This window comes from Undibacterium sp. Ji49W, from assembly GCF_049340205.1.
Taxonomy (GTDB): domain Bacteria; phylum Pseudomonadota; class Gammaproteobacteria; order Burkholderiales; family Burkholderiaceae_D; genus Undibacterium.
In genome coordinates this window covers 20,401-35,143 of record NZ_JBMPOW010000009.1, presented here as the reverse complement: position 1 = coordinate 35,143, position 14,743 = coordinate 20,401, and the positions used below count along the sequence as shown (strand labels likewise).

15 protein-coding genes are annotated in these 14,743 nt (G+C 51.8%); 8 read left to right on the top strand and 7 right to left on the bottom strand.

Annotation, left to right across the window (positions count from 1 at the left end; all coding sequences use genetic code 11):
* Positions 1 to 5 precede the first annotated feature (5 nt).
* On the bottom strand, positions 6 to 1,211 hold the full coding sequence (gene kbl, locus ACO0LK_RS12575) for a glycine C-acetyltransferase (RefSeq protein ID WP_422975530.1): 1,206 nt from the start codon (positions 1,209 to 1,211) through the stop codon (positions 6 to 8).
* A gap of 172 nt (positions 1,212 to 1,383) precedes the next feature.
* On the opposite strand from kbl, the gene ACO0LK_RS12570 reads away from it, so the two are divergent.
* The 5 genes from ACO0LK_RS12570 (at position 1,384) to thrC (ending at position 7,221) form a co-directional block, all read left to right on the top strand.
* Positions 1,384 to 1,956 (top strand): helix-turn-helix domain-containing protein, encoded by a 573-nt coding sequence (locus ACO0LK_RS12570; protein ID WP_186945372.1) that lies wholly within the window; start codon positions 1,384 to 1,386, stop codon positions 1,954 to 1,956.
* A gap of 171 nt (positions 1,957 to 2,127) precedes the next feature.
* Positions 2,128 to 4,458 carry an FdhF/YdeP family oxidoreductase gene (locus ACO0LK_RS12565; RefSeq protein WP_422975528.1) on the top strand — a complete coding sequence of 777 codons (2,331 nt, stop codon included), beginning with the start codon at positions 2,128 to 2,130 and terminating at the stop codon, positions 4,456 to 4,458.
* Positions 4,451 to 4,798: a hypothetical protein gene (locus tag ACO0LK_RS12560; RefSeq protein ID WP_422975526.1), complete on the top strand. Its 348-nt coding sequence runs from the start codon at positions 4,451 to 4,453 to the stop codon at positions 4,796 to 4,798. Before ACO0LK_RS12565 ends, ACO0LK_RS12560 begins: the two co-directional genes overlap by 8 nt.
* Positions 4,785 to 5,651, top strand: a complete 867-nt coding sequence (fdhD, locus tag ACO0LK_RS12555; protein ID WP_422975524.1) for a formate dehydrogenase accessory sulfurtransferase FdhD — start codon at positions 4,785 to 4,787, stop codon at positions 5,649 to 5,651. Before ACO0LK_RS12560 ends, fdhD begins: the two co-directional genes overlap by 14 nt.
* A gap of 109 nt (positions 5,652 to 5,760) precedes the next feature.
* Entirely contained in the window at positions 5,761 to 7,221 is a 1,461-nt protein-coding gene (thrC, locus tag ACO0LK_RS12550; RefSeq protein ID WP_422975522.1) for a threonine synthase, read from the top strand.
* 104 nt (positions 7,222 to 7,325) lie between these two features.
* On the opposite strand, the gene ACO0LK_RS12545 is transcribed toward thrC, so the two are convergent.
* The 5 genes from ACO0LK_RS12545 to ACO0LK_RS12525 all read right to left on the bottom strand — a co-directional run bounded on the left by ACO0LK_RS12545 (position 7,326) and on the right by ACO0LK_RS12525 (position 10,698).
* Entirely contained in the window at positions 7,326 to 7,829 is a 504-nt protein-coding gene (locus ACO0LK_RS12545; protein WP_422975520.1) for a DUF6265 family protein, read from the bottom strand.
* A gap of 26 nt (positions 7,830 to 7,855) precedes the next feature.
* The gene (locus ACO0LK_RS12540; protein WP_422975518.1) at positions 7,856 to 8,401 is read right to left on the bottom strand and encodes a glutaredoxin family protein; all 546 of its coding nucleotides are present in this window, start codon (positions 8,399 to 8,401) and stop codon (positions 7,856 to 7,858) included.
* A gap of 105 nt (positions 8,402 to 8,506) precedes the next feature.
* On the bottom strand, positions 8,507 to 9,466 hold the full coding sequence (locus ACO0LK_RS12535) for a GlxA family transcriptional regulator (protein WP_422975516.1): 960 nt from the start codon (positions 9,464 to 9,466) through the stop codon (positions 8,507 to 8,509).
* 14 nt (positions 9,467 to 9,480) lie between these two features.
* A complete protein-coding gene (locus tag ACO0LK_RS12530; RefSeq protein ID WP_422975514.1) occupies positions 9,481 to 10,392 on the bottom strand; it encodes an EamA family transporter in 912 nt (303 codons plus the stop codon).
* Between the two features lie 78 nt (positions 10,393 to 10,470).
* Entirely contained in the window at positions 10,471 to 10,698 is a 228-nt protein-coding gene (locus ACO0LK_RS12525; protein ID WP_422975512.1) for a DUF1272 domain-containing protein, read from the bottom strand.
* 235 nt (positions 10,699 to 10,933) lie between these two features.
* Between ACO0LK_RS12525 and ACO0LK_RS12520 the strand changes: the two genes are divergently transcribed.
* The 3 genes from ACO0LK_RS12520 to ACO0LK_RS12510 are packed head-to-tail and all read left to right on the top strand — an operon-like array spanning position 10,934 to position 13,054.
* The gene (locus ACO0LK_RS12520) at positions 10,934 to 11,611 is read left to right on the top strand and encodes a ribonuclease HI family protein (protein WP_422975510.1); all 678 of its coding nucleotides are present in this window, start codon (positions 10,934 to 10,936) and stop codon (positions 11,609 to 11,611) included.
* A 55-nt stretch (positions 11,612 to 11,666) separates the two neighbouring features.
* Positions 11,667 to 12,080 (top strand): VOC family protein, encoded by a 414-nt coding sequence (locus ACO0LK_RS12515; RefSeq protein ID WP_422975508.1) that lies wholly within the window; start codon positions 11,667 to 11,669, stop codon positions 12,078 to 12,080.
* Entirely contained in the window at positions 12,077 to 13,054 is a 978-nt protein-coding gene (locus tag ACO0LK_RS12510) for a 2-hydroxyacid dehydrogenase (RefSeq protein ID WP_422975506.1), read from the top strand. The genes ACO0LK_RS12515 and ACO0LK_RS12510 overlap by 4 nt, the downstream gene beginning before the upstream one ends.
* A 101-nt stretch (positions 13,055 to 13,155) precedes the next feature.
* Here the strand turns inward: ACO0LK_RS12510 and ACO0LK_RS12505 are convergent, their stop codons facing one another.
* Entirely contained in the window at positions 13,156 to 14,547 is a 1,392-nt protein-coding gene (locus ACO0LK_RS12505) for a hypothetical protein (RefSeq protein WP_422975504.1), read from the bottom strand.
* Positions 14,548 to 14,743: the final 196 nt, after the last annotated feature.

Genomic DNA, 14,743 nt, shown 5'->3' with positions numbered 1-14,743 from the left:
TTTCCTTATTGAATGATGTTTAATTCACGACCAGCCTGGGCAAACGCGGCCAGTGCTGTATTAAGTTGATCTGTTGTGTGTGCTGCCGACAACTGTACCCGAACCCGGGCTTGACCCATCGGCACCACAGGATAAAAGAAACCTGTGACCAGCACGCCCAGTTCGTACAGGCGGGCAGCAAATTTCTGGGCAACCGGGGCATCAAACAGCATGACGGGTACGACCGGATGGGTGCCGGGTTTGATGGTAAAGCCCAATGCGGCAATTTCACGGCGGAAATGTGCTGTATTTTCATGCAGGCGGTCACGCAGGGCTGTGGATGTCGACAGGCGTTCCAATACCGACAGCGATGCACCAGCAATTGAGGGTGCCAGTGTGTTGGAGAATAAATACGGACGTGATTTCTGGCGCAGGGTGTCAATCACTTCCTTGCGTGCGGCGGTAAAACCACCCATGGCACCGCCCAGCGCCTTGCCCAGTGTGCCTGTAATAATGTCGATGCGACCCAGTACGCCGTGATGTTCATGGGTGCCGCGACCGGTCTTGCCCATGAAGCCGGACGCATGGCATTCATCAATCATCACCAGGGCATCATATTTGTCGGCCAGGTCGCAAATCTTGTCCAGTTGTGCAATGGTGCCATCCATTGAAAATACGCCATCCGTCACGATGATGCGATGACGTTTGTCGGCTGCGGCTATCAGTTGCGCTTCCAGGTCGGCCATGTCGTTATGTGCATAGCGGAACCGTGCTGCCTTGCACAAGCGGATGCCGTCAATAATTGAGGCATGATTCAGTGCATCGGAAATGATGGCATCGTTTTCATCAAACAGGGGTTCGAATACGCCGCCATTGGCGTCGAATGCAGCTGCATACAGTATGCAGTCTTCAGTACCCAAAAATTCGGACAATGCTTTTTCCAGTTGTTTGTGCACGGTCTGTGTACCGCAGATAAAGCGCACGGATGACAGGCCGTAACCATATTGTTCGGTCGCAGCAATCGAAGCTTGCACCATGGATTCGTCGCCGGACAAACCCAGGTAATTGTTGGCGCACAGATTGATTAATTGCCTGCCATCATCGCAAGTCACCTGCGCACCCTGACGCGAAGCAATGACGCGCTCCGGTTTGTACAGGCCTTGTTCACGCAAAGTGCCGAGATTACTTGCCAAACTGCTCAAGAAATGTTGTCTGGACTGGTTCTGGCTCATAGGGGTCTCCAAGTTTGTTTGCCTGTTTTGCTTGCGAAAGTGTCACTGCTTGTGGCCGCGCACTGTTACACTATTGTAATAATTCCCGAATTAATTGAATAATTCGATATCTAGAACTAAAGTTCGATATATCGAATATTAATCCAGCTTTTTTAGTGATGCAAGAGCCTCTATGAAAAAAGTTTTACCTAATACACCGCCAGAAGTGGGCGCAACCTTGCAAAAAATGCGTCTTGAACGCGGCCTGACGCTCGAGGATTTGTCGCGGACGGCAGGGGTATCCAAATCCATGCTGTCGCAGATAGAACGGGAAAAGGCCAATCCCACGATTGCAGTTGCCTGGCGACTGGCCAATGCACTCGGTGTTGGCATAGCAGAATTATTGTCATCCGAATCACCAAAACTGGACCCGATACGGGTACTTGAGGCGCATGAAACCCCGACACTGCCAGGTGAACATGCCGGTTATGTCCTGCGCATCCTGGGGCCGATGGAGCTGGCTGGTAAATATGAATGGTATGAGTTGACGCTTTCACCTGGTGGCGCTTTGGTATCAAATTCACATGATCCGGGCGCCTCTGAGCATCTGACGCTATTGCATGGCAGTGTGGAAGTGGAAGTGGAAGGCAGTCGCAAGAAACTGAAACTGGGGGCGACGGCAAGGTATGAGGCTGACAAAAATCACGCCATACGCAATATCGGCAAGACTGAAGCCAAGGCCTTGCTGGTGGTGATACATCGTTAAAACGCTAAACTTGTCACCAGTGCCGCCAGGCTTTGTTAACGCATAGCGGCAGGGGCAGAATTCTTTCATGACAACAGATTCTGGTAGTATCCTTATACTGAAACTGAACATGGTTTGCTTCGCAGTAGGGAAGCGGATTGTGCGATTCTTGAATATGAATACAAGGTTGGTATGAGTAATAAAAAAGTAGTCCGGGTATATGACAGACCTGCCGGCGGCTGGGGTGCGTTGAAAAGTGTGGCACAGCAGATCATTGAGCAGGGGATACCCAAAAAAGGTGCGCTGACACTTTTGTCTGCCAATCAGCCGGATGGCTTTGATTGCCCTGGTTGTGCCTGGCCCGATGCCGACCATACTTCCACCTTCGAGTTTTGCGAAAACGGTGCCAAGGCCGTGGCGGCTGAATCGACTGCCCGCCGGGCTGGTCCGGAACTGATTTCCTCTCTGACTGTGCAGGAATTGTCGGCCAGGTCCGATCACTGGCTGGAAGCGCAGGGGCGCCTGACGCACCCTATGCGTTATGACAGGGCCACGGACAGATACGAGGTCATAGAATGGGACCAGGCTTTTGAATTGATTGCTACGCACCTGAATGCCTTGCCAAGTCCGGACGATGGTATTTTTTATACATCTGGCCGCACCAGTAATGAAGCTGCTTTCCTGTATCAGTTGTTTGTGCGGGAATTCGGCACGAATAATTTCCCCGACTGTTCCAACATGTGTCATGAGCCATCCGGCTTTGCCATGCGTGAAGCGATAGGAGTAGGCAAGGGTACGGTCTTGTTGTCTGATTTTCAACAGGCTGACGCCATCCTGATTTTTGGGCAAAACCCTGGCACCAACCATCCGCGCATGCTGGGTGAATTGCGCGCTGCGTCCAAACGCGGTGCTGCCATCGTGTCATTCAATCCTTTGCGTGAGCGCGGGCTGGAAAAATTCCAGAACCCGCAAAATGCACTGGATATGCTGGCAGACCAGTCGACCAATATTTCATCCGATTATTTTCAGTTGAAAATAGGTGGTGATCTGGCAAGCGTCAAAGGCATGATCAAATGTGTGCTGGAGGCAGATGCGCAGGCTCAGGCAGAAGGCAAGCCCCACATTATTGATGTGGAATTCATTGCGCAGCACACGGCCAATTTTGAACAATTTGCGACAGATGTGATAGCAGAACAATGGGATGTCATCGTCCGTGAATCCGGTCTGGAACTTGCGCAGATACAGCGTGCTGCCGATATCTATATGCAGGCCGGCAAGGTGATTGCCTGCTGGGGCATGGGCATTACCCAGCACAAACATTCCGTTGCCACCATACAGATGATCGTCAATCTCTTGCTCTTGCGCGGCAATATTGGCCGGCCTGGTGCTGGCCCCTGTCCGGTGCGTGGCCATAGCAATGTGCAGGGTGACCGCACCATGGGTATCGTGGAAAAACCAAAACCAGCATTTCTTGACCGTCTGGGGCAGGTGTTTGATTTCACGCCACCACGCGAGCATGGCCATGATACCGTTGGTGCCATTGAAGCCATGTTGAATGAAAGCGGCAAGGTGTTTTTTGGCATGGGCGGCAATTTTGCCACGGCCACGCCAGATACTGAGCTGACACATCGTGCCCTGCGCAACTGCGCGCTGACCGTGCATGTCACCACCAAGCTAAACCGCAGTCACTTGATCTGCGGCCAGGAAGCCTTGATCCTGCCTTGCCTGGGACGCACAGAAATCGATATGCAGGAAACCGGACCGCAGGCGGTAACGGTAGAAGATTCCATGAGTATGGTGCATCTGTCTTCCGGCATCAATCCGCCTGCTGCGCCAGACTTGCTGTCTGAACCCATGATCGTTGCCCGGCTGGCGCAGGCGACACTGAAAGACCGCAGCAAAACCCCGTGGGCCTGGCTGGTGGCGGACTACAGCCGCATACGCGACAAGATTGCTGCGGTGTTTGATGATTTTGCCGATTTCAATACCCGCGTCAGCGTACCCGGCGGTTTTCATTTGCGCAATACTGCGGCGGAACGGGTCTGGGTGACTGGCAGTGGCAAGGCGAATTTCAATGCCCACGCAGTGCCGGTTGATTTGCCCATCCATCAGGCGCGCAAGAATCAGCAGTCGCCAGTGTTCAACCTGGCGACCATGCGTTCGCACGACCAGTACAACACGACCATCTATGGTATGAATGACCGTTACCGTGGCGTGTTTGGTGAGCGCCGCGTTTTGTTCATCAATAAGGAAGACATACAGGAACTGGGCATGCAGGCCGGTGACTGGGTAGACCTGGAAAGTCTGTGCGATGACAAGACAAGGCGGCAGGCAAAACGCTTCATGCTGGTGGAATACAATATTCCACGTGCCTGCCTGGCAGCATATTTCCCGGAAACCAATGGCCTGGTGCCCTTGTCGAGTTTTGCTGATCACGCAAGGACGCCGACTTCGAAATCCATACCTGTGATGATTACTGCACATGATGGCAATAACCTGCAAGCTGCCGTGGCCAATGAATGAAGAGATACCTCAGGCGCTAACCCGGCCTGAACCGCAGGCCGCAGAAGCAATGGCAGTGCTGAAGCAGGATGAACTTGCTTTTGCATTGATGGCAGAACTGGCGAACCATGTCGGGGCAGTGTCATTGGCGCGCCTCAGCAAACGTTTGCAGGTACGGCAAAGTACACTGCTGCGTTGCATCGCTTATCTGGGCGAACAGCAACTGGGCCAGCATCAAGGTGCCGGTTGGGTAAGCCTGCAACAGGACGGCGAACGCAGCCTGGTGGTGCTGACAGAAGAAGGGCGTGCAGTGGCGGCTCGATTGACGACAAGATTTGCGACACAAGATGCGACGCGATAAAGTAAATGAAAGCTTAAGTGACAACGCGCTGGAACGCGCCATTCGTGTGCGTCAGGTGCAGAGACATGTCTATGCCAGCCCGCAACAGCAGGACATCAGTGATCAACTGGCAGAAGAAATGCCCGTGGCCATGGTATTCAATGGTATTTCGCATGCGGTCATGTTGGCGACACCGGTGGATCTGGAAGATTTTGCCATCGGCTTTAGCCTGTCCGAACAGATTATTGATGACCTCAGCGATATCTACGATATCGAATGCAGGGAAACTCCAGGTACGCTGGGGGTGGAAGTGCATCTGCATATCGCTGCCAGTTGCTTTGCGCGATTAAAGGAAAGGCGTCGTAGCCTGGCTGGTAACACCGGTTGTGGTCTGTGCGGTATAGAAAGCCTGCAAGCCCTGCCGGCACAAGTGCCGCCGGTATCTTATGGCGGACGTGCCGTCCCCATGCTGCACAAGTCCAGCCTGCTGAAAGCCATACAGGCGCTTGGCATGCAACAGCCATTCAATATCCTGACCGGGGCCATGCATGCCGCTGCCTGGGTGGACCTGGAAGGCGATATTCGCCTGCTGCGCGAAGATGTCGGACGCCACAATGCGCTGGACAAACTGATTGGTGCCATGAGTGATGGCGACCATACAGGAAATGAGGGTTTTGTACTGATGAGCAGCCGTATCAGCTATGAACTGGTGCAAAAGATGGCGCATGCCAATATTGCCATTCTGGCTGCCATCTCTGCACCAACGGCACTGGCGATTGATATTGCCGAGCGTAGCGGCATCTGCCTGATCGGCTTTGTGCGTGAGCACGGATTCGTGGTTTACTCGCATCCGGAAATGCTGGTGGCCGAATGAAGTATGCATGAAAATGGATTTTCACCAAATTTACAGAGGTTTAAAGGGCTTAAGAAAGCTATAATAGGAAGAATATTTGCTCAATTTCCTTTCTCTTCTCTGACGACTTATGCAATACGCTTCAACACGCGGGCATGCCGCAGCTCAAAATTTCTCTGAAATCCTGTTAGGTGGTCTGGCTCCCGATGGTGGCTTGTATCTGCCGACTTCTTATCCGCAAATCACTGGTGCCGAACTCGATGCATGGCGCAAGCTGTCTTATGCCGGCTTGGCATTTGAGGTACTGAAAAAATTTGCCACCGATATCCCTGAAGCAGACCTGAAAGCGCTGACGGACAAAACCTATACAGCCGATGTGTATAAAAATGCACGTGCAGATGAATCTGCTGTGCAAATAACCCCTTTGCGCGTATTGCAGGACAAAGGCGGTCGCAAACTGGTTTTGCAGGCCTTGTCTAATGGCCCTACGCTGGCGTTCAAGGATATGGCCATGCAGTTGCTGGGCAATCTGTTTGAATACACACTGGCAAAAAACCAGGCTGAATTAAATATATTTGGTGCAACATCTGGCGATACCGGCAGTGCTGCCGAATATGCAATGCGTGGCAAGAAGGGCATACGTGTGTTCATGCTGTCGCCACACAAGAAGATGAGTGCCTTCCAGACTGCGCAAATGTTCAGCCTGCAAGACCCGAACATTTTCAACATCGCCGTAGAAGGTGTGTTTGATGACTGCCAGGACATGGTCAAGGCAGTATCGAATGATCTGGAATACAAAAATCGCCAGAAGATTGGCACCGTCAATTCCATCAACTGGGCACGTGTGGTTGCGCAGGTAGTGTATTACTTCCGTGGTTATCTGAGCGCTACCAGCAGCAATGATCAAAAGGTGTCGTTCACGGTGCCGTCCGGTAATTTTGGCAATATCTGTGCCGGCCATATCGCCCGCATGATGGGTTTGCCGATTGACAAGCTGGTCGTGGCCACCAATGAAAACGACGTGCTGGATGAGTTTTTCCGTACGGGTGTCTACCGTGTACGCAAATCGGCAGAAACCTGGCATACCACCAGCCCATCGATGGATATTTCCAAGGCATCCAATTTTGAACGTTTTGTGTTTGACTTGCTGGATGGTGATGCCAAACGGGTAGCTGCACTGTTCAAAAAAGTGGAAACCGAAGGCGGTTTTGATCTGTCGGGCCAGCCAGGCAGCGATGGTGATGAATTCAAAAAAATCGCTGCATTTGGTTTTGAGTCTGGCAAATCAGTCCATGCAGATCGGCTGCAGACCATACGCCAGGTAGAAAAAGAGTTTGGCATCACTATCGATACCCATACGGCAGATGGCATCAAGGTCGCGCTGGAACATATCGCAGAAGGTGTGCCCATGATCGTGCTGGAAACCGCATTGCCAGCCAAGTTCAATGAAACCATACGTGAAGCGCTGGACCGCGATGCAGAACGTCCAGCCGGGTTTGAGAATATCGAAAGCCTGCCGCAGCGTTTTGAAGTCATGGCTGCCGATGTACAGGCGATGAAAGCGTTTATCGCCAAACACACTGGACTATAATTCAATACAATCCGGGCAAAAACAGAGAAGGGGCGTGAGCCCCTTTTTTCATGTTTCCCGAATTTTTCTAAAAACCGTTGAATCAGGTCCAGGTCCTGCGGCCTCTATTTTGTGCAAGCTATTTTTTGCATGGGGAAATCGATGCCTTTCAACTGGTCTTTGATCATGCCCTCGATACGACCCAGCAAGCTGCCGTCGGCATTGAACTGGTAAATGACCCTTTGTGGAAATTCAGGCCTTGGATTTTCAAAAACAACTTTTTGCTTTTCCAGTGTTTGCAGTTGAAAACTGGCTTCCGGTTTACCGGATGGCATGGCGGTGAAGACCAGAGTATCTGCGTTTTCTTGTATGCGCATGAATTCCCAGGCGACCATCTTGCCTTTGCGTACTGTCCTGCCCATGCCCAGCATGCCACCGCCAGCGGGTGCCAGCCAGTGTTCTTCTGATCCTGCTTCTACTGCGCCACTGGCTTGCCAGCATCCGCTAAGCCATTGCAGGTCCTGTACGCTGTTACCAGCCTGGCTGGTCTGCGCACAGAATAGTCCCAGTCCCAAAGCAAGGGCTGGAGTGAATCCACGTATTGAGGGTATTGCAGTCATTGCTTTCATACAGCCTCCGTCAGGGAATTTAGGGTTCAGCTTTTACGTAACCAGGGTTCCAGTTTTTTACGTACTCTGCCTTCATCAAAACCTTCTATCAAATCGTTGCCAATGACGATGGCCGGGATGCCTTGTACGCCCAGAGTTTTATAGGCTTGATAGCCTTCATTGGATTTCTCGACATCCAGGTCTTTGTAGGCAATGCCATTGGCATTGAAAAATTCACGGGCGGCGGCGCAATAGCCGCACCAGGTGGTGCCGTATAAAACAATCACTGGCTGTGATGTTGCTGCCTGCTGGCTCATTTCGGCTCTATGGGTCCGGGTTTTCTTCCAGCTCGAATAACTTTGCAGGCTGACACCGGCCAGGATGAAGACAAGCGCTACCCATTTCCATGCACTGGAAGAAGTGTTGGCAGATGTATTGACATGGCGACGTGGGTTGCCTGCCGCAGCATGGTAGTTGCCAGCCCCTTGCAAATCGGCCGCCTTGTTATAGGCAACCTGACAGGACGGACATTGCCAATCAGGGCAATTGTCGGTTTCTTTGCGAATGTAGTTGCATTTGGGACAGGTACGCATAAAGGCAGAATAAATTGAATATTGCTTATCTTAACGCAATTGTAGTAGTGTCGATACTGTCAGTTATACACGTGTTCAGTTAATCAATTTAATACTGACAGACATTCATCTTTGCTGGAAGGCTGAAGGTGGCGAAGCAAAATGCTGATGCCAGACACGTCTGAATTGCCGTGCAGAGCCAAACCCCGATGCTTCTGCAATTCTTTCTATAGACCAGTCGGTATCACTGAGAAACTTGCCTGCCAGCGACAGGCGCAATGAAGTCAGATAAGTTTGGACTGATATAGCCGTGTGTAGCTTGAACAGGCGCGTCACATGACGTGTGCTGGTGCAGGCGACGCTGGCCAGTTCTTGCAGGGTCCATGCATGAGATGGGTCTTTGGTGATAGCATCCTGTACCTTGTGGACGGCTGGGTGCAGGTGATTGCGGTATTTCAGCCAGGGCGACAACTGTGGATCATTGCCAGAGCGGCGCATATACACCACCAGGTTGCGTGCAACGGCACTGGCCGCCAGAGGGCCCGCCAGTTCACTGATGGTATGCAGGGCCAGGTCAATACCGGCCGTGACACCTGCACTGGTGCTGACCGTGCCATCTTCCACAAAAATACGGTTCTCTTCAACGCGGATGGAACTGTCTATGCTTGCCAGGTCCTGGTAGTGGCTGTGATGCGTAGTGACTTTTCGCCCGTTTAACAGGCCAGCATAGGCCGCCAGCAGGGCGCCTGAACAGATACATATCAATTTGTGCCGGGCATGTACATGCTGATGCAGCCATTGTATGGCAATCTGTGCTTCACCTTTGGTATGTTGCACCTTGTCACCACTGAGACCCGGCAAAACCAGGATGGCATTGTCTTCCAGTACATCTGGCAATGGCAGCAGGGAGCTTAATTGCAGGCCGATGGAGCAGTTGATACTGTCAGTGGGGCTGATAAATATCAGTTCAAAACGAATATCCTGCTGATAGCGATTGGCAAACAGAAAGGCGTCTGCCGGCCCCGCCAGATCCAGCAAGAGTGTATCGGGCAATAATAAAAAATAAACAGGCTGGCGGCGTATCATTGTTCAATCAGTATTCAGGAAAATGCCAGGCGCAGGCGATCAGTCAGCTTTTGGCCAAACACATTGATCAGCAAACCCGCCATGACGATGGCTGCACCTGCTATCTGCTTCTGGCTTAGTGCTTCATCCACCAGGAGCCAGGCAGCAGTCAAACCAACTACCGGTACCATCAGCGTCAGCGGCGCCACCAGGTGTGTCGGCAGGCTGGACAGCAATTTGCCCCACAAGGTATAGCCTACCAGTGTTGCTGCTACTGCCAGATAGACAATGGTAAGACCGGATGACCAGCTCATGTTGACAAGACTGTGCAGCATGACATCGCCGCCTTCAAACAGGTAAGACAGTAACAAAAACGGCAGGATGGGGACCAGCGCACTCCATGACACCAGACTCAGCACGTTGGTCACGCCGATTTTTTTATTGATGACATTACCACTGGCCCACGACAATGCTGCACACAAGGTCAGCACAAAGCCGGCAACGCTGACCTGGCTGCCAGTATTGCCAAGGCTGGCACTACCCAGCAAGATCAGGCCCATACTGGCCACCAGCATGCCAGTCAGATTGCTGGCACGCAGCTTGTCGCCAAATACCATGGCAGACAAACCCACTGTAAAAAAAGCCTGGGCTTGCAGAACCAGTGACGCCAGGCCCGCAGGCATGCCAACAGCCATGGCAGAAAACAAAAAGGCAAATTGCCCCAGGCTGATAAACATGGCATAGGCAAGCAATAACTTGAACGACACCTTAGGTCGCGGCAAAAACAAGATCGCCGGAAAGGCAACCAGCATGAAACGCAAAGCCCCCAGCAGAAATGGCGGTATGCCCTTGAGCCCGATCTTGATCACCACAAAATTCATGCCCCATAACAGAATGACGGTAGCAGCAATCAGGATGTGGCGCGGGCTGAGGGCAGAGTTGCTCATGGTATCGGGATAAAGTAGTCGACAGTGCGTTAAGCTAAATTAAGTTGATGCTTTCAATTTATATCAGGGTGCTGTTCTTTATTTTGCTCTGATACGTACCGTAGACGGTGGATTTTTCTCCAGCTTGTTGGCTGGTCGTATTGGCCGGGGCGCAAAATTGCCACCGCAATTGGGGCAGACACCCAGCAAATGATGTTCTACGCAATCAGCACAGAATGTACACTCAAATGTGCAAATGCGTGCATCAGGTGACGCTGGTGGTAAATCGCAGTCGCAACGTTCACAGTTGGGTCTGAGTTCTAGCATGGTGTGGCTCCTGTATGGTGGAATGATAATCACAATCAGGATAACAGTTTGCCCTGCATTTGCCAGTCGCCAAAGCGACCAAAGGCGGACATATCAGGACATGCCATGACATTGAAAAGCAGGCAAGCAGAACCTGACCTGGCCTGGTACAAATAGAGCAGCCTCAGATGGTCTCAGATAGTCTCAGACAGTCCAGGCCATCAATGGCATACTCTTGTTATTTTTCAGATTTAGCATGATAGATACCCCTTTCACCTATGCGCAGCTTGTTGGAATTGCCACCCGCGCAGAGCGTAAATTCGCTCTGCGGCAGGCAAAGCGACAGCAGATATCTGCCTTGCAGGCGCTGGAAGGCATATTGCAATTGGGCGCGACGAAGGCAGATGTTGGCAATATAGCCCAACTTGCAGTCTTACGTCAGCAACAGGCGAATGAGCAACAGGTTTTGCATGCAGCCAGGCAGACAGAAAAAGCCGCAGACAGAAAAAACGGACGTATCAAGACAGCGCCGAATGTCAGCGAACATGCTTGGCTGGCCTGGTTTGACGGCTCTGCCGTACCCAATCCGGGCAAATGTCGTTTTGCCTGCATATTGCAGGCGCCGCATGGACAGGTATTTGAATATGCAGAGCATCTGGAATATGGCGATAGTTGCGATGCCGAATTCAGTGGCCTGATACTGACATTGAAACAGGCGCACAAGCATGCAGTAAGCCAACTGCTGATACATGGTGACAGTCAGGTTGTGATTGATGAAGTCAATCAACGTAAAAAAAGCAGCTTGCCGCGCATGATTGAATACCGGCAGCAGGTACAGGCGCTGTGCCAGTTTTTTGAGACTATTCAAATAAAATGGATACCCCGCCATAAGAATAGCCGTGCCGATGCACTGACGCAGCACACTACAAGCTGATAACACGTTAACATGTGGTGATTGAGCATGCAGTGCATCAACACAGAGGATGACAATGAAGACCTTTTTTCACATGGCTTACCATGTACACGATCTGGATCAGGCAAGGCAATTTTACAGCGGCGTGCTGGGTTGCAGGGAAGGGCGCAGCACTGACACCTGGGTGGATTTTGATTTTTTCGGTCATCAAATTTCCGTGCATCTGGGACAACCGTTCGCCACCACCAATACCGGCAAAGTTGGCAAACACTTGGTACCCATGCCCCACCTTGGTTTGATCATGGCGATGTCGGACTGGCAGGCGCTGGCAGATCGTTTGATCGAACAAAAAGTGGATTTTGTACTGCCACCCAGCCTGCGTTTTGCAGGGGAACCTGGCGAGCAGGCCATCATGTTTTTTGTTGACCCATCAGGCAACCCCATAGAAATCAAGGGTTTTAACAACCTGGATAATGTGTACGATAAATGAAACCAAGCAATAGCGCAGTTACTTCTGGTATTTCTACTCCCATCCCATTCATTGCCGCCGCCAATTATGCGCAGGCCGGTGCCTGGGTCAACGCTTTGCAGGCTGCCATGCCGGCAGAGCGCATCGTTGCCTTTGACGCCATGAGTGACGAAGACAAGGCGGCCTGCCAGGTCGCCATCGTTGCCAACCCCAATCCGGCTGATCTGCAACAACTGCCGCAACTGCAATGGATACACAGCGTCTGGGCCGGGGTTGAGCGCCTGGTGGCGGATCTGGGCGATACCCATTTAAAAATCGTGCGTCTGGTCGATCCGCAACTGGCCAATACCATGGCAGAAGCAGTACTGGCCTGGACGCTGTACCTGCATCGCGATATGCCTGTATATGCAAAGCAGCAGGCGCAGCAAATCTGGCAAGCTCTTGATTATGTACGCCCCCAGCAAAGACGCATAAGTTTGCTGGGCCTGGGTGCTTTGGGCGAAGCTGCCGCCGTCAGCCTGTTGCGTGCCGGTTTTCAGGTAGCAGGCTGGAGCCGCCATCGCAAAGCGGTAGACGGCGTCAACTGCTTTGCCGGTGCAGATGAATTGCCTGCCATGCTGGCACAGACCGACATCCTGGTGTGTCTGTTGCCACTGACCGCGGACACCAGGGGCTTGTTAAACGCCAGCACGCTGGCAGCCTTGCCCAAAGGCGCATCGCTAATCAATTTTGCCCGTGGTGCCATCATCAATGACGCTGATTTGCATGCAGCGCTAGATAGCGGCCATCTGGCCCATGCCGTGCTGGATGTGTTTGAAGTGGAGCCTTTACCTGTGTCGCAATGGCAGTGGCAGCACTCCAGCGTCACATTGCTGCCGCATTGTTCTGCACCTACCGACAGACAGACAGCATCACAGATTGTGGCTGGCAACATCCTGCGTTATCGGCAAAGTGGCGTCTTGCCATTGACTATTGATGTACAAAGAGGGTACTGATGCACCCTGATGTATTTATGTTGCAGGCATAAAAAAGGCGGGCACATCCTGTGTCCGCCTGTCTTGATATTGATTCTGATTCTGATTCTGATCAGAATTTTCTAGAAACCCAGCAAGCCTTTCAAGACATCTGTTGGCTTGATTTTAGGTTCTTCTTTTTGCTCTGGTTTTTGTTGCTGTGGTGATTGTGAAGATTGCTGTGAACGTCTGCCGCCCATATCACCCATGCCACCCAGTATCGAACTGAACGTGGATTTTACCCTTACCTTGGTTTGCCAGTCTGGTTCCCATGCTACTTTAGGATCAGCAGGGCGGGGTGGATACGCAAAGAATGTATCCGAACCATAGGCAATCATACGCAGCATACCTGCACCCTGTTCCCCAAAAATACCTTTGGGAACATCACACTTGGTTGCCGAGGAAGGCAAAATGACTTTTTCATTGATCCACTTGTCGATGTCTGCATTTGCCTGGTAATCCACCAGGCCAAAACCGAAATCAGGCAGTTCGCTGGATGTCCAGACAATGACTTCTGCACTGTCGCTATTGCCAGACTGCTGCCCGCCCATGACGCTGATGAAATAGCCACGTGCATTGGCGATTGACTTCCATTCCAGATTAACGCCACCATCCTTCTTGGTTTGTGCCAGTTCTATCGGTGCCATCAAGTCTTGCGCCGAACCCAGGCTGACCTTGAAGCTGTCTGGTATGCCATTACCGACAAACTGATGCTGGCCAACCAGTGATGCCGTATCAGGTACCTTGCGGTCATCCACCTTGTTGGGCCACGATGGATTGCCTGGTTGCGAACGTGCACCCTTGGTCACCTTGCCACGCATGACAAAAAACTTGGCATAATCTTCTGGCGAAGACTTGGCAACATCCAGAGTTCTGGGCTGGCCGGGGCGCACGGTTTCACCGCAACCCCAGTAAATCGAAATTTTGCCCTTGGGCTTTTCATAAGTTGGTTCTGAAGGAGTTTCTTCAGAGGGTGTGTAAGTCACAGGTTTGTCCGGTACCGGCGCGACCAGCTTCAGGCTCTCACCCAGATTCATTCCTGCAGGTATTGCCTGCGTGGATTCGCCAAGCGAAGGGTTTTTGCTGGTATACACCGACACATCCACATACTTGCCGCTGCTAAAACCCATGGAATGGGTATTACCAAACACATTACCTCTGTCATTGCCACCTGTCGCCCCACGTGCCATGCCACCCAGTGCACCAAAGAACCCACCAGATTGCGCACCCTGCGCAGCACCACTCATCATGCTGGGCATATCGCTGGCACTGGTCGCCACATCAATAAACGCCAGCGCAACCGGCGCCTTGACCACCTGCGCGCCACCCTTGGCGGGCGTCACAGCCTTACCCTGCGTACCAGTCGCCGGCTTGGTCTGCGCCGTCGTCAACAACGGTACCGCCAACAAGCCACAAGTAATCAGCGCACCTTGCATCAAAGGTGTCAGGCGTTTGCGAGCAACAAAAGTTTTCATGGGAGAAATTCCTTGTATTAATTAACAACATAACAGCGCGGAAATAACAAACTTGAATTGTTGGAGGATAGGTGCGGGGCCGAGGGTGTGACATTTAGCCAATTATCCCGAACGGGCTTTATCTTAGCGTAAAATAGTGACAAAGATTAAAGAAATTAAGGCTTGTTTTAGTATACCTTCAGATGAAGTAAACCGA